Annotated in this window: 17 protein-coding genes and 1 pseudogene; 6 read left to right on the top strand and 12 right to left on the bottom strand. The window is 63.1% G+C overall.

What is annotated here, in order from left to right:
• Positions 1 to 1,218 precede the first annotated feature (1,218 nt).
• On the top strand, positions 1,219 to 1,527 hold the full coding sequence (locus BRAS3843_RS35055) for a hypothetical protein (protein ID WP_008973997.1): 309 nt from the start codon (positions 1,219 to 1,221) through the stop codon (positions 1,525 to 1,527).
• A 178-nt stretch (positions 1,528 to 1,705) separates the two neighbouring features.
• Here the strand turns inward: BRAS3843_RS35055 and BRAS3843_RS35060 are convergent, their stop codons facing one another.
• The 3 genes from BRAS3843_RS35060 to BRAS3843_RS35075 all read right to left on the bottom strand — a co-directional run bounded on the left by BRAS3843_RS35060 (position 1,706) and on the right by BRAS3843_RS35075 (position 5,155).
• Positions 1,706 to 1,945, bottom strand: coding sequence for a DUF1127 domain-containing protein (locus BRAS3843_RS35060; RefSeq protein WP_008973998.1), 240 nt, complete (start codon positions 1,943 to 1,945; stop codon positions 1,706 to 1,708).
• Positions 1,946 to 2,137: 192 nt separating this feature from the next.
• Positions 2,138 to 3,601, bottom strand: a complete 1,464-nt coding sequence (locus BRAS3843_RS35065) for a hypothetical protein (RefSeq protein ID WP_008973999.1) — start codon at positions 3,599 to 3,601, stop codon at positions 2,138 to 2,140.
• A 636-nt stretch (positions 3,602 to 4,237) separates the two neighbouring features.
• Complete coding sequence (locus BRAS3843_RS35075) at positions 4,238 to 5,155, bottom strand: DUF1127 domain-containing protein (protein WP_008974001.1); 918 nt, start codon at positions 5,153 to 5,155, stop codon at positions 4,238 to 4,240.
• Between the two features lie 159 nt (positions 5,156 to 5,314).
• Between BRAS3843_RS35075 and BRAS3843_RS42425 the strand changes: the two are divergent.
• Positions 5,315 to 5,623, top strand: a pseudogene (locus tag BRAS3843_RS42425) (transcriptional regulator); the annotation flags it as partial.
• 878 nt (positions 5,624 to 6,501) lie between these two features.
• Here the strand turns inward: BRAS3843_RS42425 and BRAS3843_RS35085 are convergent.
• From BRAS3843_RS35085 to BRAS3843_RS35100, 4 genes are all read right to left on the bottom strand, one after another.
• A complete protein-coding gene (locus tag BRAS3843_RS35085) occupies positions 6,502 to 6,981 on the bottom strand; it encodes a DUF3237 domain-containing protein (protein WP_008974003.1) in 480 nt (159 codons plus the stop codon).
• On the bottom strand, positions 6,981 to 8,300 hold the full coding sequence (locus BRAS3843_RS35090) for a TRAP transporter permease (RefSeq protein WP_008974004.1): 1,320 nt from the start codon (positions 8,298 to 8,300) through the stop codon (positions 6,981 to 6,983). The genes BRAS3843_RS35085 and BRAS3843_RS35090 overlap by 1 nt, the downstream gene beginning before the upstream one ends.
• 6 nt (positions 8,301 to 8,306) lie before the next feature.
• Positions 8,307 to 8,816: a TRAP transporter small permease gene (locus tag BRAS3843_RS35095; RefSeq protein ID WP_008974005.1), complete on the bottom strand. Its 510-nt coding sequence runs from the start codon at positions 8,814 to 8,816 to the stop codon at positions 8,307 to 8,309.
• A gap of 206 nt (positions 8,817 to 9,022) precedes the next feature.
• Entirely contained in the window at positions 9,023 to 10,039 is a 1,017-nt protein-coding gene (locus BRAS3843_RS35100) for a TRAP transporter substrate-binding protein (RefSeq protein WP_008974006.1), read from the bottom strand.
• Between the two features lie 406 nt (positions 10,040 to 10,445).
• Between BRAS3843_RS35100 and BRAS3843_RS35105 the strand changes: the two genes are divergently transcribed.
• The gene (locus BRAS3843_RS35105; protein ID WP_008974007.1) at positions 10,446 to 10,865 is read left to right on the top strand and encodes a PaaI family thioesterase; all 420 of its coding nucleotides are present in this window, start codon (positions 10,446 to 10,448) and stop codon (positions 10,863 to 10,865) included.
• A gap of 6 nt (positions 10,866 to 10,871) precedes the next feature.
• On the opposite strand, the gene BRAS3843_RS35110 is transcribed toward BRAS3843_RS35105, so the two are convergent.
• Positions 10,872 to 11,756, bottom strand: a complete 885-nt coding sequence (locus BRAS3843_RS35110; RefSeq protein WP_008974008.1) for a LysR family transcriptional regulator — start codon at positions 11,754 to 11,756, stop codon at positions 10,872 to 10,874.
• A 121-nt stretch (positions 11,757 to 11,877) separates the two neighbouring features.
• Here BRAS3843_RS35110 and BRAS3843_RS35115 point away from each other — a divergent pair, with 121 nt between their 5' ends.
• Positions 11,878 to 12,507, top strand: coding sequence for a pyridoxamine 5'-phosphate oxidase family protein (locus BRAS3843_RS35115; RefSeq protein WP_008974009.1), 630 nt, complete (start codon positions 11,878 to 11,880; stop codon positions 12,505 to 12,507).
• Here BRAS3843_RS35115 and BRAS3843_RS35120 read toward each other — a convergent pair whose 3' ends face one another.
• Both BRAS3843_RS35120 and BRAS3843_RS42555 read right to left on the bottom strand, forming a co-directional pair.
• Positions 12,508 to 13,236 (bottom strand): glutathione S-transferase family protein, encoded by a 729-nt coding sequence (locus BRAS3843_RS35120; RefSeq protein ID WP_008974010.1) that lies wholly within the window; start codon positions 13,234 to 13,236, stop codon positions 12,508 to 12,510. It abuts the gene before it with no gap.
• The gene (locus BRAS3843_RS42555) at positions 13,236 to 13,358 is read right to left on the bottom strand and encodes a hypothetical protein (protein WP_277996502.1); all 123 of its coding nucleotides are present in this window, start codon (positions 13,356 to 13,358) and stop codon (positions 13,236 to 13,238) included. Before BRAS3843_RS42555 ends, BRAS3843_RS35120 begins: the two co-directional genes overlap by 1 nt.
• 106 nt (positions 13,359 to 13,464) lie before the next feature.
• Here BRAS3843_RS42555 and BRAS3843_RS35125 point away from each other — a divergent pair, with 106 nt between their 5' ends.
• Together BRAS3843_RS35125 and BRAS3843_RS35130 are read left to right on the top strand one after the other, a co-directional pair.
• Entirely contained in the window at positions 13,465 to 14,163 is a 699-nt protein-coding gene (locus BRAS3843_RS35125) for a YafY family protein (protein WP_008974012.1), read from the top strand.
• On the top strand, positions 14,156 to 14,467 hold the full coding sequence (locus tag BRAS3843_RS35130; RefSeq protein WP_008974013.1) for a YkgJ family cysteine cluster protein: 312 nt from the start codon (positions 14,156 to 14,158) through the stop codon (positions 14,465 to 14,467). The genes BRAS3843_RS35125 and BRAS3843_RS35130 overlap by 8 nt, the downstream gene beginning before the upstream one ends.
• Before the next feature lie 16 nt (positions 14,468 to 14,483).
• On the opposite strand, the gene BRAS3843_RS35135 is transcribed toward BRAS3843_RS35130, so the two are convergent.
• Together BRAS3843_RS35135 and BRAS3843_RS35140 are read right to left on the bottom strand one after the other, a co-directional pair.
• A complete protein-coding gene (locus BRAS3843_RS35135; RefSeq protein WP_008974014.1) occupies positions 14,484 to 16,052 on the bottom strand; it encodes a sulfotransferase in 1,569 nt (522 codons plus the stop codon).
• 100 nt (positions 16,053 to 16,152) lie between these two features.
• A complete protein-coding gene (locus tag BRAS3843_RS35140) occupies positions 16,153 to 18,159 on the bottom strand; it encodes an alkaline phosphatase family protein (protein ID WP_008974015.1) in 2,007 nt (668 codons plus the stop codon).
• Between the last annotated feature and the right edge of the window lie 454 nt (positions 18,160 to 18,613).

The raw sequence follows: 18,613 nt of genomic DNA on the forward strand, positions 1-18,613 counted from the left end.
GGGGACCGGCTTGATTGCCCCCGTCTGCGTGAAGCGAAGCTTCATCGCGCTGCGCATGACGCTTGCGCGTCAGCGCGGCCTCAGCACCGGGAGGCCAGGACCACACGACTTCACGTCCGCAAGAGCATCGTTCGTCCGCATCTCCGCAAAGGACATGCTGCGACATCTCGCGGCCACCGCTCCCCGCCCCGCGTGTCGTGACGATCGCGCGCAACGCCCCTCTTCGATGAGGCGGGATGCAGACAGGATGCATATTTTCTGATAAAACGAAAGCGATAAATTCGACGCTGCAAGGCTGGCGCGACGCACCCCACTGAAGCGGCTTGCGAAATCAGTTTTTCCGCGTGGGCGAATCTCACGTGTTCGGCAGCTCTCCTGTGCGGCGCTGCCCCGCAAACCCGCTAACTGATTTGCCCGTCAGCCAGTCACATCCGCGGTGTCGTCCCGGCGAACGCCGGGACCCATAACCACAGGCAGAGGTGATGAAGTGAGATGATCGCGCCGAGCCTTCGCCAAACGAAATCCGGTGCGTATGGGTCCCGGCGTTCGCCGGGACGATATCGAATGTGCGGCGCGCCTAGCGCACTCAATCGAGAGCCGGATAGGCTCTCATCCAGTTTTGTCGATTCGATAAAGTTCGGTTTCACACCATGCGCAGCGGTAGATGCGCCCCGCATTGATCACTCGGGCTCCCAATGCCTTCCGCCGGCATCGGCTACAAACGACGCCCTCCGCTTCATGGCAGCCGGGGTGGGTTGCCAGATACTGTTCAAGCGTGGGGTAAGACTTCCAGCGACGGCGATAGATCAACTGGTTGAGTAGCAGGACTGCCGCCAGGGCAGCGAAGCCAACGATCCAGCCGTGATACCGATCAAGGAATTCCAATACGGGTGAGAGGGGTTTCCACATGCCTCAGATGAGCGAAGGGATTTGGCTCGCCACGTTCACGAACTATGATGAGTTTACCTCGACGATCCACTCAGGTGCGAGCAGGCCGGCGTCCGAACCAAAAGTGTTGCCCAGGTCTCCCGAACAAACCGTAAATTCATCTGTCCGGAATGAGGCCCCATGCAGACTTGATCCCAGGCGGGCAGCGGCAATTCTGGATGCCTAGGCGCGGAGGCCGGCTTCGGAGATGAACGGCTAACAACGGCATGTTCAGCATGGCTTCAATGCGCGCCATGTAGAAGGTAACCACCATTCAAATGGAGGGGACACATGGCTTCGCTCAAGACATCTCTCACAGGCGGTATCGCCGCGCTCGCCGTGACCGCAACCCTGTTCGCCGGCACGGCGCCAGCTCAAGCCCACGACGGACGCAACGCGGCGCTGATCGGCGGCCTGGTTGTCGGGGCTCTCATCGGCGGCGCACTGGCCTCGGAAACGCAAGCGTATGAGCGCGCTCCCGCCTACCGCTCCCACTATCGCTACCCGGCCTATGACGGTTACGGCTACGCGCCGGCTTACCGATATCGAAATTGCGACCACGACTACGGCAGCGCTTCGGATTGGGACGACGACGATTAGACGACTGGCAGATCCAGGCAGTCGTTGCGAGCGAAATGATTCGTCCGCCATAGGCCCGAACGGCTATGGCGGACGCGATGCAGACGACGTCTGCAGAACGACTGGATTCCTTCGGAGCTGTCGCTCCTCGCAACGACGGGGATGTCGGAGGTCTGCGACACCCCAGCGGATTTCGGACCTATTCGGCGGATACAACGCCTCTGGGGTCGATATCCCGATGCGACGCGACGTAGTCGATCTCGCCGCGCGTGGTGCCGATGTCCAGCAGTTCCCTGTCGCTGAGGCCGGACAAGGTGGCGCGGACCATTCGGCGCTCGCGCCAGTCCCGAAACGTCACCTGAAGCCTCGCGAAAAATCCGACGGGTTTGATCGGCACGAAGGTGCGCGGTAACCTCAGTACGTCGTGGGTCGTGCTCATCGCGGTAACTCCGCCGATTGATCCACCCAGCACGATGCTGCCACACCCACGACGGGTGCGCTTGTTACCCAGATTACATTTTGCTGATCGCAGGCTCGTTCTTTTCGGACATCACGTCGTCGCGATTGCAGCCGGCGGGGGGGCGATCTGATCTGGCTTCACCGGTGGGAATAGCAGCGCGCTGGCCTGCGTCTACTTCACAGCGCGAACGTGCACCACGGCCCAGTCGTTGGCGAACACTCTGTGCCAGCCATCGAGACGATCGAGCAGCTGCGCGGCGGGTGTCGATTGAAGCAGAAGCGTGGCCTCGATCTTGTTCTCATCGAGAATGCGGAACAACACGTTGGGATCCTGCAACGACACCGCGTTGAAGTAATCAAGCCCGAACTGCTCGCCGTAGAGTTCGGAACGTCCATCGATGAACGGCGCCATGTCCTTCCAGATCATGTAGCCGCCGAGTGCGTCCTCGTTGAACACCCGCGTCACGTTCTGGGCGCGCAGCGCCGCAATCGCCGGCTGGAACTGCTCATCGGCCGCTAATCGGATCGGGCGCAGCGCGGCGACGCCGATGATCAGCAACACTGCCGCGACAACCGCCGTGACCGTCGCCACGCTCCGCGCTGCAGGAGCAGCGTCGCTCGGCCAGCCGAACTTTTCGGCAAGCGGCGTCAGCAACACCAGGGGCAGCAGCAGCGCGAACACCTCAATGTGGCGGTCATGACTCAGCGCCATATGCAGCAGTCCGAGCGCGAGGAGGATCCGCGTCGGCGGCAGCATCACGCCAAAGTAAAGCACCGCCGCGATCGCCAGCAGCAGGCAGACTTCGAACGTGCTGACTTGCGCGAAGCTGACTGGCCCCCATTCAGAGATCAACGCCAGCACGCCGCCGAGATCGAGAATCTTCCGGGCCGCGAACAGCGTGTCCCAGCCATAGGGCGTTGCACAGCTGGCGATCAACGCGCCGATGCCAAACAATGCCCATTTGAATGCGAGGATCTTGTGCCGCGGCGCCGGTGCATTCCACACCGCATCCAAACCGATCGGGGCGACCAGTCCGAGCCCGAGCAGGAAGCTGCCATGAATGTTGGCCCAGAGCGCGAGCAGCGGCAGCAGCCACGGTGACGGCGCGGCGCGACGATCGGCCGCAGCAATGAGGCCGGAGACCCAGGCGACCATCACCGGCATCGCCAGCACATGCGGCCGCGCCAGCAGATGATGCTGCGCCAGCGCGAACGCGACCATCGCCACCACACCGGCGGCGGCGATGGAGATCCGCGAACTCAGCACCCGCACCAGCAGCGCGAACGCAGCCGCGATGGCGAGCGCGGACAGCGCGACCACGCCAGGCCATCCCGCCAACTGGTAAGCAGCTGCGAACAGCAGCTGCGACAGCCATGACGATGATATCCAGGGCGCACCGGCCTTGGTCCAGGAGTAGATGTCGACATGGGGGACCGCATGCTGCGCAAGGATCCACCCGCCGACCTTGATCTGCCAGAACGTATCGGTGTCGGTGAGCAGGTTGTTGCCCTGGAGCACGACCAGCACGCCAACGATGACAGCGGCCCAGAACCAGGCCGGCACCCGAGCCAGGATCTGGGCGCGGCCGTCCATGAGGCCGCAGCCGCGCGCCCTGTCGACGCTGGTAACGCTCATGGTGAGAACCCTGCCGGACCGCCAAGGGAAACGCTGGGTACGACGGCGGACGCCTCATGCAAGCAGGCAAGCCGTAATTTTTCGTGAATCGCGGCCTGGCAGCGCCGTGCCCCTGCAGCACCAGATGCACGTTCGACAACCCGTTGGTCGGCGTGGCGGACGACAGAGGCGACGAAGAGCTGCTGCATCAGCCAGCGATGGTTTTCCCCATTGGCAGACCAAGCCGTCAGGGCTGTTTTCTTCTGCCGAGTGCCTTTAAGAAAGTCGCGATCACGAATGGTGCCAAAACCAGAAGACAGGCACCAATTGCAAATCCTAGGAAGTCTTGCACCAACGCCTTCGAAAAGAGGATCGGAGAATAAGAACTATCCCTGAGGCTCCCGAGAAGCTCAACCTTCCCTGTCGTGTACCAGATATAAATTGCCGCGCCATTGTACCCGGCCAAAATGAAGCCAGTCGCGACTATCACCCATATCCCTATTACAACTGCCCGCCGTGGCGTCATAGGGACAATTCAACACGTCAAAGGTGAAAGCCCTCTGAACGCAATCTACGTGGATATCGGCCTTTGGCCCATCGACCGTGGTCGCCACTTCAGAGCTGAGAACAGCTCACGTCGGATCCGTGCATGACTTACTAATTGGCCAGTGCTGCAGTCTCCGCAGCGGCGGATGGATTGGGCCGCTCGAATACAAAACGTGATGTCACCGAAATTTCCGCATCGTCGCGGGCCGCCTGGCCGATCAGAATGAGGCCTGCTCCGCCATTGGCGACCGTCAGGATGACCGGTTCACCCGCCGACGTCCTGATCGGCTCCATCCCGATGATCAGAAATTCACCGATCGGTTGATCCATATACTGAAGCCTCAGTTGTGGACCGATTTCGGCGGGCGCGAGCCGGAAACCCAGCCGTTGTGCACGCAGATAGATGTCCTTCAAGGGAGCCGTCTCGCCCTTAAAGCCGAGTTCGGTGCCCGAGACAGCAACAAGCTGCACGTCAGCTTTCTTTCCGCTGACAGCAAAGTACGGCTGGCCAAGTATATCGGCAGCGGAATTTCCGACGCCGCAACCCATCGCACGCATGGCGCTGCGGAGAGCGAGCGAGTCCGTGAACGTCCCTATCGCAATCGTCTTCCACACCGGAACACCGGTGGCCGAGCTGACAGGAACCAGCGATTCCGGTGGCCGCGGAGCGGTCTTGAGCGTCGCGTAGTTCCGCAGAACGTCTCGCGCAGTGCATTGAGCTTGGGCGTCATTTGCGAAAGCGAGAATAAGCGTCTGACAAAGCAGCAGGACAACGAAGGTAATGCCGCTGTGCCGGCCTGTCGAACGAGGCGGCCTCGCGATACCTTTCTGTGAGGCGACGTAGTCGATCTCGCTACGCGTCGTGCCGATATCCATGAGCTCCCTATCGCTCAGGCTGGACAAGGTCGCGTGGACCATTCGGCGTTCGCGCCAATCCCGATAGGCAACCCGAAATCGCTCGAAAAGCCCGAAGGATATCGCCGGCACGAAGGTGTGTGCCGAGCTGATCGTGTCGTGGGTCTTGCTCATCGCGGTAGCTCCGCCGATTGATCCACCCGGCACGATGCTGCCACACCACGACGGGTGCGCTTGTTATCTGGCTTACATTTTCCTTACCGAGGGCTTATTCTTTGAGGGCAGCGCTGCCACACTCTCGGGCGACCGAGGGCAAGCCAGAGGAATGGTGCCATGCGCTATTTCTTCGAGGACTTTGCGTTGGACACCGAACGGCGCGAGTTGCGGCGGGGCGCTGATGTCGTGCCTACGACGCCGCAGGTTCTCGATCTGCTCGCCTATCTGATCCTCAGCAGGGATCGCGTCGTCAGCAAGGACGATCTCATCAAAGCGGTTTGGAATGGTCGGATCGTATCTGACGCGGCGGTGACAACCCGGCTGAACGCCGTTCGACGCGCGATCGGCGACTCCGGCGAACAACAGCGGCTCATCAAGACATTTCCACGCAAGGGCATTCGTTTCGTGAGCGATGTCCGCGAGGAGGATCGGCACACAGCAACCGTGGTGGCCTCAGACACACTCGCTGAGCCGTCCGAGCTCGCCGGGTCGGCCGGGAAGACAGCGGTGTCGGGCCCTGATCTCTCTCAAAAGGTGGTTAGCAAACAGCACGCGAATGGCTGGCTGCATCACCTCAGAAATCATTTGAGGCTCGTCGGCGGGGCGCTGACGTCGATTGCCGCCATCGGCGCAATTGCCGGTGGCCTGATCGGCTATTGGAATGTCTGGAGGACAGTTCGTAGCGACGTCGTTCGGGACGCCCAAAAGATCCAGGGTCAATTCAGACGCGACACCGCGCCCCGTCTGGCTGTCGTCGTGTTGCCGTTCGCCGACCTCAACAACGATCCGGAGCAGGCCCATCTTGCTGACGCCATCACCGCGGATTTGACGGCCGAGCTCGCGAGGACGCCGGCCAGTTTCGTGGTCGGACGCGAGACGGCCTTCGCCTACAAGAACAAGCCAATCGACCTGAAGCAGCTCGGGATGGATCTCGGCATCCGCTGGGCCGTACGCGGCGCGGTCAAACGCAACGGCGACCAGGTGCGGGTCAACGTATCGCTGACCGATCTTCAGAGCGCCCGCGACATCTGGTCAGATCGGTTCGATGGCGACCATGCAAATCTGGCGATCTTGCGCGACAAAATCACGGCGCGACTTCTCTGCGTTGCCTATCTGCACCTCCGGCAATATGAAGAAGCCGTCGAACCGTGCAGCCGCTCGTTGAATATGACCGGCGTGGACTTTCAACCTTACCCGGATCTGATCTCGGCGTACCGGCCGACAGGGCAGATGGAAAAGGCGCGAGCTCGCCCTGTGGACGGCACGTCGTAATTTTACATGGCTGCTTTGTCGCCGCGCGCCGCTCACAGCACTATGTGCACGTCGATGACGACGCGGTCGGCGTAACGCGCGGCGGAGGCGACGAAGATATGCTGCATCAGCCAGCGATATTTGTCGTGGCCGGTCTCAAACCGCGGGGTGGTGCGGAAATAGATCAGCGCGGGATCGACCGGCTCGCCGCGCTTGAGCTTCTGCAGTAGCTCGACCGGCCCGAAGCGGATGCCGCGGTTCTCGACATAGACGATGGCGCCATCGTCGGTCTCGAACGCGTATTTGGCCTCGAGTTCGATCAGCTCGTTCGGACGGATGATCTGGAAGTCGGCACCGAAGCCGCAGACCGTGCCCCAAATGCCTCCGCCGTCCAAACCCGGGCCCTTCACCTCGCCGCCTGTGATCGGGATGATCCGCCGGACGCCAGTACCGATCTCGCCGGCGGAGGTGACATCGCCGATCCGCGCGGTGATGGTGAAGACGTATTTCGTCTGAAGCGTGGGTGTCGACATCAGCGGGCCATCATCTGTTGCGGCAGCCAGGTGGCGAGCAGCGGGAAGGCGATCAGGATCACCAACCGGACCAGGTCGGTGGCGACGAACGGCAGCACGCCCTTGAAGATGGTCGCGAAGGAGACGTCCTTCACGACGCTCTTGATCACGAACACGTTCATGCCGACCGGCGGGTGGATCAGCCCGAGCTCGACCGTCATCACGATGATGACGCCGAACCAGATCGGGTCGAAGCCGAGATGCTGGATCACCGGGAAGATGATCGGCACCGTCAGGATGATCATCGCCATCGCATCCATCAGGCAGCCCAGCACGAGATACATCACCATGATCAGCGCCAGCACGCCGTAGGGCCCGAGCCCCAGGCCGGTGAGAAACTCGGTGACCTTCTGCGGGGTCTGCGTGACCGTGAGGAAGTAGCCGAAGATCAGGGCGCCGATCAGCACGGTGAAGACGGCCGCCGCGGTTCGCGTGGCCTGCAGCAGCGAGGCCAGGATCTTCTCCTTGTCGAGCCGGCCGGTGACGAGGCCGATGATGAAGGCCCCGGTGGCGCCGACGCCGCCGGCCTCGGTCGGCGTGAAGCGCGGCAGGAACGGCAGGCCATAGAGCCCGCCGATCACGAACAGGAACAGCAGCACCGGCGCCCAGATGTCGCGCAAGCCCGCGAAGCGCTTGCGCCAGGGCAGCGGCTCGCCTTTCGGGAGAAAGCCAGGGGCGACGCGGCCGATCACCGCGATGGTGATCATGTACATGCTCATTGCGAGCAGACCCGGGATGATGCCGGCGATGAACAGCTTGCCGATGTCCTGCTCGGTGATGATGCCGTAGACCGCAAGCACCGTGGAGGGCGGCAGCATCGCGCCCAGGGTGCCGCCGGCCGCGATCACGCCGGTGGCGAAGGATTGCGGGTAGCCGAAGCGGCGCATCTCCGGATAGGCGACGGCGGAGAAGGTGGCGGCGGTGGCGACCGACGAGCCGCAGATCGCGGCAAAGCCGCCGCAGGCGGCGACGGTGGCGATGCCGAGGCCGCCGCGCATATGGCCGACGAAGCCGTTGGCGGCGCGGAACAGCTCGCGGCTCATGCCGGAATTGGAGACGAAGGTCCCCATCAGCAGGAACATCGGGATCACGCCGAAGGTGTAGTCCGTCACCGTGCGCATCGAGGTCTGGCCGACCAGCTTCAGCGCGGCCGGACCCGAGACCAGATAACCGAAACCGGACACGCCGACGAGGCCCATCGCCATGCCGACCGGCACGCGCAACAGCATCAGCGCAAACAACGACACGAAGCCGATGACGGCGACCGCATCCGTGCTCATCAAAGGCTACTCCGTGACCTTGACTTTGGGTTCATGGATCTCCTCGGGATGGAAGATCAGTCGATAGGTTCTGATCGCAATCAGCAGCACCGCCGAGACGTCGCCGATCCAGGCGATCGCGAAGAACGGCCAGGTCGGCATGTGGAGATCGAACGTCAGCACGTTGTCGCGATAGGTGCCGCGCACCTTGTCGAACAGCGTGTAGGTCTGCACCGTGACGACGAACAGCAGCACCAGCGTGGCGAAGATGTCGATCCAGCGCTGATAGCGCGGCCCGACATTGCCCCAGATGAGGTCCACCGTGATGTGGGTGCCACGATAGGAGGTCGCGGCGATGCCCCAGAAAATAAGGATGCCGAGCAGCATGCGCCCGATGTCGAAGGAATCGGGAATCGAGTAGTTCAGCGTGTTGCGCAGCAGCACCGACAGGAAGATGTCGAGCGCGACGATGCCGACGAAGAACGCCGCGATCCACTCGATCCCATCGATGATCCGGTCCATGACAACGCGATTCATGGGGCCTCTATCCGTACGTTAGGCACACACATCCTCGAGTTTATGAGTAAGCTGTTGTGCAGCTGGCGGTAGGCTCCCTCGCCCCGCTTGCGGGGAGAGGGTTAGGGTGAGGTTACACCCAGCATGCGGCGAGATCTGTGCATGCTGCTAGCATCCAAATGACAACGGCAGGCGTCCACGCCCTCCATCGCCGCGATGTACGGAGGCTATTGCGCCAGCGCGTTGTACTTGGCGAGCGAGGCCTTCAGCTCGGCCATCGCCGCGTCGGCGTCGATGCCGGTCTTCTTGACGCCGTCGGCCCAGGTCTTGAACAGCGGCTCGGCGGCCTTCTTCCACTGCGCCGTCTCTTCCGGCGTCAGCTTGTAGACCTCCTGGCCCGGCTCCGCCTTGATCTTGTCGACGCCGGCATCTTCGAATTTGCCCCAGGGCTCGCCGACCTTGCCGGCCATCTCGGGGGTGCAGCTGTCGTCGATCGCCTTCTTCTGGTGATCGGACATCTCGTTATATTTGTCCTTGTTCATCACGAAGACGAAGGTCGTGACATAGAGCGGCGCGTCCATGTGGTACTTCGTGACCTTGTCGACGCCGAACAGTACCAGCGAGCCCGCCGGGAAGGTGACGCCATCGGCGACGCCGCGCTCGATGATGTCGCGCACTTCCGGCGCCGAGGACTGCACATTGGTGCCGCCGAGCTGGGTGACGAAGTTCGCGATCGTCGCATCCGCCGGGCGGATCTTCATGCCCTTGACGTCCTCCGGCACCACGACCTTCTTGGTGCGGGTGTGGAACGACGACGGCGTATGGACGAAGGCGAGACAGTATTTGACGTCCTTCATCTCCTTGTCGGCATATTTGCGATACCAGGCATCGAGCCCCTCCGAGCCGCCCTTGGCGTCGGAAACCAGGAACGGCAGCTCACCGGCGCCGATGATCGGGAAACGGCCCGGCTGATAGCCGGGATTGACGTAGGTGACGTCAGCGATGCCGTCGCGCGCCATGTCGTAATGGTCGAACGCCTTGCCGAGCTGCTGCGCCGGGAACACCTTGGACTTGATGGTGCCGCCGGAGGCCTTTTCGACCGCGGCCGCCCAGTCCTCGAGCGCCTTCTGCAGCGGATGGCTGGCCGGCACCCAATGTGAAATCTTCAGATCGAAGGTTTTTTCCTGCCCAAACGCGGGCGTCACGGCGGCTGCAAGCCACAACGCCAGAAGCGTCTTCCTCATCGAGATCGTCTCCCTGTACCGGGCCTCCGCGGGCCCTTTGGTTCATTGTTATATGATATAACCATCATTGCAAGCGTCGCGGCGCCGCACGCGACCACCTGCCGAAACCGAGCCTATAGCATCAGCAGATGCAAATATTGCGAAGAAAGTTGCAGGCGCAACCGCAGGCTTGACCGGCGCGGAATTGACCCTCGCGACCCGGCTGCCGGAATATCGAGACCGCCATCGCCTTCGTCCCGGACAACCGCCGGTACTCGCGCAGCGAAGCCCAAAGCTGGAGGGCGACACGCGCAAAAGACGATACAGCATTTCAAAGCGCGAACGCGGTTTAAAACTTTGTAGGCGATGCAAACCGCGTGCGCATGACGTTCAATGGCCGCGCCCCGGAAAACCACGGACGACGCGCATGAGCCTTGAAACCATTCCGCCCGGATTCGAACCGCATTTCCGCAAGAGCCCGTTCACCGATCCCTGGGAGCCCCTTTATGCGAACAAGACAGAGAAGGCGGTGATCATCGGCCTGCGCCTGGCAACGCCGCACACCAATGCGCGCGGCCTCATCCATGGCGGGCTGATTGCCGCGCTCGCCGACAATGCGATGGGCTACAGCTGCGCCCAGGCGCTTGGCTGGGAGGTGTCGCTGGTCACGATCAACCTGTCGGTCGACTATGTCGGCAACGCAAAAATCGGGCAATGGCTCGCGGTCGAGAGCGACGTGATCAAGACGGGCAGCACGATCTGCTTCGCGCAGAGCCTGATCAAGGCCGATGACGCCGTGATCGCGCGCGCCAATGGTACCTTTCGCGTGGTGCCGAAGCAGCAGTGACGATGCTTAATCGAAGCGCCAGTCGCAGGTCTCGGTGACGAGATCGATAAAGGCGCGGACCTTCGCGGACAACAGCCGCGAGGTCGGATAGATGATGTGGATCGGCAGCCGGGGCTGCTCGAACTTCGCCAGCACGATCTTGAGCCGGCCGCGCCGGATCGCATCCGCGGCCTGATAGGCGAGCACGCGGGTCAGACCGCCGCCGGCCTCGGCATATTGGACGGCGACGTCGGCATTGTTGCTGACGAAGCGCGGCGCGGTCGCGATCCGCAGCTCATGGCCGTCTTTCACAAAGCGCCAGTCGGACGCCGGTCCGAACTGGATGATCTGGTGCGCAGCAAGCCCGTCGGGCGACCGCGGCTCGCCATGCGCTTTCAGATAGGCCGGCGCGCCGACGACGATCCGCCGCATCTCGCCCACCTGGCGCGCGACCAGCGTGGAATCCGGCAGATGCCCGACGCGCACGGCGAGGTCAACGCCATCCTCGACCAGATTGATGATGCGATCCTCGAGCCGCAGCTCGCCTGAGACCTCCAGATAACGCTGCAGATAGGCGGTGACGACCGGACCGACATGAAGCCGGCCGAAGCCGGCCGGCGCCGAGACCACCAGCCGGCCCCTCGGCGTCTGCCGCTCGCCCTCGGCGGCGAGCTCGGCCTCCTCGATATCGGCGAGGATGCGCCGGGCGCGCTCCAGATAGCGCGAGCCGGCGTCGGTCAGTGCCACCGAGCGCGTGGTCCGCTGCAACAGCCTGGCGCCGAGATGCTCCTCGAGCGCCGCCACCAGCCGGGTCACGGCCGACGGCGACAGCTTCAGCTTTCGGGCCGCCGGCGCAAAGCCGTTGAGCTCGGCCACCGTCACGAAGGCTTGCATGGCGTCGATGCGGTCCATGGAGATTATTGCATAATGAGCAATGATGAAGTGTCAATCTGCAAGATTGTTTCGGCACGCCTGAAGACGCACATGGAGGCGGCAGGCAACCCATGGCGCGCCTGCATCAGGGAGCATCCCGATGACCGATACCCTCATTTATCCGAGCGACGTCGCCTTCTCGCCCGCCGTCAAAGCGATCCAATCGCGCAAGGGCTCGCGCGAGGCCTATGCCCATGTCGAGCAGGACCGCGGCTGGCGCACCGAGATCGATCCCGATTTGGCGGCATTCCTGGCGCAGACCACGAGCTTCTATCTGGCGACGGCCTCGGCCGACGGTCAGCCTTACATCCAGCATCGCGGCGGGCCCGCCGGCTTCCTCAAGGTGCTCGATACGCGCACGCTGGCCTTTGCGGACTACAGCGGCAACCGCCAATACATCACACAAGGCAATCTGTCGGAAAACCCCAAGGCGCAGATCTTCATCATGGATTACGCGCACCGCCGGCGCGTCAAGATCTGGGGCGAGGCGCGCGTGATCGAGGACGATCCGGCACTGACGCGCTCGCTGATGCCGCAGGGTTACCGCGCGCGTCCCGAGCAGGTGATCCTGTTCACCATCACGGCCTGGGACACCAATTGCCCGCAGCACATCCCGCAGAAATTCGATGCGGCCGACGTCGCGGCAGCGCTCGCCGCGCGCGACAGCAGGATCGCCGAGCTCGAGGCCGAGCTCGCCCGGCTGAAGGGGGAGCCGGGCGCGACGGTCTGATCAGGCGGCTTCCGCCGCAGTGCTCCACGCAAACTCCGGATAGTACTGCGCCATCATGCGGTCGACATAGGCGACGAGATTGCCGAAAGTCTCGACGCGGCGGCGCAGGTCCGATTCGAAAAACGGCGTCAGGATGCCTGCGAGCACCGCAAATGCGGTCGCGTCGGTGCCGCAGGGCTTGTCTCCCATCAGATAGGGCTTGTCGCCGAGCTGCACCGCGAGCGCGCGCACCGAGCGGACCGCAAGCTCGATATCATCTCCGGGCGCGTGACGGCCGAGCCCGGAGATCAGGTAGTTCTCGGCGACGCGGAACTGTGCGTCCTCGCGCAGCCGCTCGCGCTTGTCGTCAGGCGCGCCGTCGAAGAAGTGCGACGGCCCCTTGGCGAAGTTCACCGGATCGACCCAGCGGGCTCCGACCAGCGCGAAATAGAGGTGATGCTCGATCATGCGCTCGCAGGCCCAGGCCTGCGCGCGCGCCTCCAGGTCGTAGCCGTCGTCGAAGTCGAACCCGTATTTGCGTTCCAGATGCGCGCGAATGAAGGTCGAATCCGCGATCAGCTCGCCGTCGTCCTCGATGAAAGGCAACTGGCCCTTCGGCGAGGCCGGCGGCATCGCCCGCTGCTTGCGATAAGCGAGCCCGGCCATCTTCAACTGGACCTCCGTCTTGGTGGCGAAGGGGCTGATCTCCGGCAGGCCGAACCCGGTACCCAGGCCAAACAGCGTAATCATCAGATCGCTCCCGATTTCTTCAACAGGCGGCGGACGCTATCGAGACCCTGCTGCCACCATGGTGTCAGCAGCGGCAGTAGCGCGGTCCAAAACCCATAGGCATAAAGCATCATCATCGACATCACCCCTTCAATTGCAGCGTTGCCCCGGTATAAAACCCGGCTGCTGCCAACATGCTGTCAGCATCAGGGAAGCCGGCAGTCGTCAGGGAGCCGGCAGGACGAGATCATGAGACGCGCCGACCGGCTTTTTCAGATCATCCAGGTGCTGCGACGAACGCGAAACCCGCTGACGGCGGACGCGATCGCGGCCGAACTGGAGACCTCGAAGCGCACCATCTATCGCGATATCGCCACCCTGATCGGCCAGCGGGTGCCGATCCGCGGCGAGGCGGGCATGGGCTATATCCTGGAGAAGGGCTTCGACCTGCCGCCCTTGATGCTGACACCGGACGAGATCGAGGCGGCCGTGCTCGGGGCACAATGGGTGGTCGGACACGCCGATCCGGTGCTCGCCCGCGCCGCCGAGGACCTGATGGCCAAGATTGCCGACACGGTTCCCGAACGGCTGCGGCCATTCGTGCTGGAACCTGCAAGCCGGGCGCGGGCAGCCTGGGCGCGCGAACCGGACCGGATCGACATGGCGCGCACGCGTGCCCAGATTCACGAAGGCAAGAAAATCAGCTTGCGCTATCGCGACGAGCAGGGCCGGGACAGCGAGCGCACGATCTGGCCGATCGCGATCGGCTATCACGAGGCGGTGCGGATCCTGGCCGCCTGGTGCGAGCTGCGGCACGACTTCCGCAGCTTCCGCACCGATCGCGTCATCGAGGCGGACTATCTCGACGAAAGATATCCGGAAAGGCGCGAGGCCTTGCGCGCGAAATGGCGACGCAGCCTGGTCTGGGAGGCACCGAAGGATGTCTGACCTGCTCCCGCCCGACGCCAATCCGTGCCAGACCTGCGGCGCCTGCTGCGCCTATTCCGCGAACTGGCCGCGCTTCACCGTCGAAGAGGATGCCGACCTCGAGCTGATTCCGGCCGAACTCGTCAACGAGCGGCTATCGGGGATGCGCTGCGACGGCGATCGCTGTTCGGCGCTGAAGGGCGAGATCGGCAAGGCCACAGCCTGCGGCATCTATGCCCTGCGGCCCGAGGTATGCCGGACCTGCATGCCCGGCGACCCCGAATGCGCCATGGCGCGCCGCAAATACGGCTTGCCAGTGCTCTGACGACTGCGCGCCTGCGTCAGGACAGCTCCGACGGCGGAAGCTCGCGTGCCAGCCGCTCGCGCAACGGCGCAAGACGGTCGGCGTGATGTCGCCACTTGCCGATCGAGGACGCATAGATCGGCCGCCGCACCTGTACGGCGCTGGCCGTCGCTGACGGCGCCTTGCTCTGATGAAACTGCAGCACCTCGTCGTCCCAGGTCAGACCGACGAAGTCGATCAGGCGGCGGCTGACGGCCGCGTGGTCATTGATAATGTCCTCGTAGTGTACCTCCAGCAGCCTATCCGCAGGCAACGTCGCCCTCCAATGCTGGGAGAGCCGCCGGAACGCCAGAACATGGTCGGCCAGCTGCAGCTGATCGTAAGAGAACTGAAACTTGCCCTGGAAATGCGCCTTGTACATTGCCCAGCCTGCGTCGAGCGGATGCCGCTGCACCAGGACGATCTTCGCGTCGGGCAGCGCGGCGTGGATCAACCCGCAATACAGATAGTTCTCCAGCGTCTTGTCGACGAAGCGTATTCCGCCGCCCTGGTCCAGGGCAGCCGCCGTTTCCAAATAGCGGCGACCGAGCTCGGCCGGATCGGGTCGTACGCCGGCCGACATCGCCCTCTTCAGCTCGGCCGCAAACGCGCCGGTTTCACCGACAGAGCTCATGGCGGGATGGCTGGAGATGATCCGTTCGACCAGCGTCGTCCCTGTGCGCGGCAGGCCCGTGACGAACACCGGAGCGGCCCCTGCGTGACCGGGCGGTGCCTGCGCGATCCATTCGCGCGTGTGCGTACGGATGATGTGTTCGATCTCGGCCAGGCCAGAAGCGGGATCGGCATTGGCCGAAACACGCTGCAGATCGCATCCCGCCTGGATGTGCGCGAAGGCGCGGTCGTGCTGATCGAGATCTTCGCATTCCTTGCCCAACGCGAAGCGCAGCAGAATCTCGCTGGACGGGGCAAGACGTCGCTCGCCCAGAAGCGCTTCCATCTCCGCGACATGGTTGCTTTCGGAAGTCTGAATCCGCAGATCGCTTCGCAAGTAGTGCGCCAGCGCATAGCCACGGTCGCGCACAATGGCAGCATCGCAATGCCGTTCCGCATCGTCGAGCGCGCCGACCATGCGCTCGGTGGCAGCAAGATTGAACAGATATTGCGGCACGTCAGGCCGCAGCACGACGGCCCGTGAGAACAGGCTCACCGCGCGGTGGTGCCGGCCAAGCAGGCCGAACATGGCGCCGACCGCATCGAGCGTGTCAGCCGCATCGGTGACGCGCTGCGCCGCCGCTTCCGTCGTCTGCAGGGCTGCCTGGGGATCGCCGCTGAGGAACAGGCATTTCGCGCGCAGCGCCAGGGCAATCGGGTCGTGGGGTGCGGAGGCCAGGGCGCGATCGGCGCAAACGATCGCCGCATCATGGCGGCCACGCTGCAAAGCAGTTTCGGTGAGCAGCGACCAGGCATCGTAGTCCGCCGGGTTTGCTGCCACGATTTGTGCGCAGATCCGTTCCGTGGTCTCGATGTCCCCGGTCCGAAACGCAGATCGCGCAGCTTGGATGGCCGCCGATCGCGGCGATGCTTCAGTGGGTGTTCGCGAATTCATCACAAGCGACGGCTGACGGCCGACCCCTCAAATACGCTTGGCGGCCCCGAAACGGAGCCGCCAAACAAAGCCCATATTGGACCGGACCGATCAAGCCGTTTCAGTGATCGTCACGATCGCCGAAATTGAAGCTGGCGAAGAGATCACCGAGCGCCGGGCGATTCTGCGGAACGTAAGGGTTCTCGAACGAAGCCTTCGGGTTCGGCAGATTGTCGCGGCTGCGCGAGGAGATCTTCGGCAGGTCCCAGTTGCGCTCGATGAACTTCAGGATCGAGGCGTGATCGGCATATTCGTGCGAGACACGACCGCCGGTCGAGTACTTCGAGACCAGGATCATCGGGATACGGGTGCCGTCGCCGAAATAATCGACGGGCTGAATGTAGCCGGAGTCGTAGTAGCCGCCGCCCTCGTCGACCGTGAGCAGGATCGCGGTCGATTCCCAGAGCTCCTCATTGGCGCGCACCTTGTCGATGATGTTCTGCGCAAAGGACTCGAGCAGATCGATCTTCGACGACGCCGGGTGACCGTCGTTGAAGGTCGACGGCTTGACCCACGACACCGCCGGCAGCTTGCCCTTGGCAATCGCGTCGTACAGATCATTGGTGTCGGCGAGGTGATCCTCCCGCTGCTCGGCATGGGTCATGATCGACGCCGAGTAGAGGAACGGATTGCAGATGTTGCAATAAAGATAGGCGAGCGGCGCGATCGCCGGGTTAAGGCCGAGGCCGGGCGCGGTCTTGAAGTCGTTCCAGCGCTCGCCGAAATAGGCCCAGGAGACCTTGGCTTCGTTGAGCACGTCGCCGATGTGCTTCTGGCTCTTGACCGGCGGCAGCGTGAACGGACCATTGTTGGTCGGATCGGTGACACCGGCGCCGATATAGGCCGGGACGTAGTTGTTGAGGAGGTAGTAGCTCGACGATGCGCAGTTCGCCGAAACCTTGATGCCCTTGAGGTAGGCCGTGATCGGGGCGACGCCCGGCTGGGTCTGGTCGGAGCAGTTGGTGTAGCTGCCGCCGCTATAGCCGTCGTTGATGTACCAGTTGTTGGTACCGGCCAGCGGATTGGGGTTCTCGATCTGGTTCGCCGGCGGCGTCGCCGGATTGCCGCTGTCGTCCTCATAATAGAGTGCGTCGGCATAGCCGAACATCATCTGGTTGGCGAAGGTGCCGCCCATCACCGGCTGATGATAGTTGTCGAGCAGGGTGTATTCGCGGGCGAGCTTGGTCAGATAGGGCGCGTCACCCTTGGCGACGTTGTAGAAGCCCATCGCGATGTTGCCCTCGCTCAGCGCATGAGGCTGGCCGCCATTGGCGCCGGACGACACGGTTTCCTCGACCCAGGGGAACAGATCGGCCTGACAGCCGCTCGGATTGCCATGCGTCGCCTTGGACACGTCGCAGTCGAGCTGCTGCCACATCTGATAGAAGCGATGCACCGGGCTGCCGCCATAGGTGTCGAACAGGCTGCCGCCCTGCCCCGTCACGAGCGGATAAGGACCGTTCGGCAGGTTGCTGTAGTTGGCAATCCGCGAATCCGGCGAGCCGCCGGGCAGGCCGGTCGCGCCTGTCGTGATCAGTGCCAGGTTGGCGATGCTGTAATGGGCGCCATTGTCATCGCTCTCGGCCTGCTTGGCCAATGCGGGCGTCGCCACGCAGCCCGGCCCGTTGACCGCGGCGGTCTTGACATCGGTGTAGCAGGTCTGCGGCGCGTAGGAGGTGCCGGGTGCCTGGAGCTTGTTGCTGGTCTGGTTGTAGGGCGTCTTGTTGCCGGGCGATTGCGTGAAGACGTTGGTGTCCTGTGCCGCGAACTGGGCGGCCTTGGCATAGTTCGGACCCGGCGTGCCGTCCTTGTTGATGATGCCCTTCGACAGCAGGTTGTCGACCGTCTCGCCCCAGCGCGGTTCATAGGTGGCGAACACGTGATCGAAGGTGCGATTCTCGCCCATGATCACGATCACATGCTTGATCGGGCTCCTGGTCTTATGATCGTTGACTTTGGGTCCGCCAAGATCGGCATCGATCGCATGGGCGTTGCCTCCCATCAGGGAGATAATGGCTGCGGTGATCACAGTGCGATCACGCATCTGTTTCGTCAGCTGCTTCAGCATCGAGTCCTCGTGCAGATCGATAGGGGGTGCGGGGAAAGCGGGCGGCGCAGGGCGCGCCGCGTTTCAAATCGGTTACGCTCTGTTGCAGAACGTTGCGACGCTAAGCCGCACTCATGTCAGCCTGACTGCGGGAATATGTCGCATTGATTACGGAGGTTTGACTGGAGCTGCGACCTGGCCCCAACGCCGTCGTTCCGATGACAGGTTGGATTTTGGGCGGCGTGCAGAAAATGCAGACAGGTCAGCGAGGTGCAAGCGCGGAGGTAAACCGACACGGACCTGACGCGCCGCGCCTGTCATGCAGCTTTAAAGAAACTGTCACGAGCTGACGACTCAGCGGCTGCGCGGAGAACCACCGGCTGCGATCAATTGCGCTCGGCTGGTGAGGAACACTCGCGCTGCAACGGCTTGCGCCTTGCCGAGGCAATGTTGGCGGTAAGCAGCCGGCCCGGCC

This window comes from Bradyrhizobium sp. STM 3843, from assembly GCF_000239815.1.
Lineage (GTDB): Bacteria > Pseudomonadota > Alphaproteobacteria > Rhizobiales > Xanthobacteraceae > Bradyrhizobium.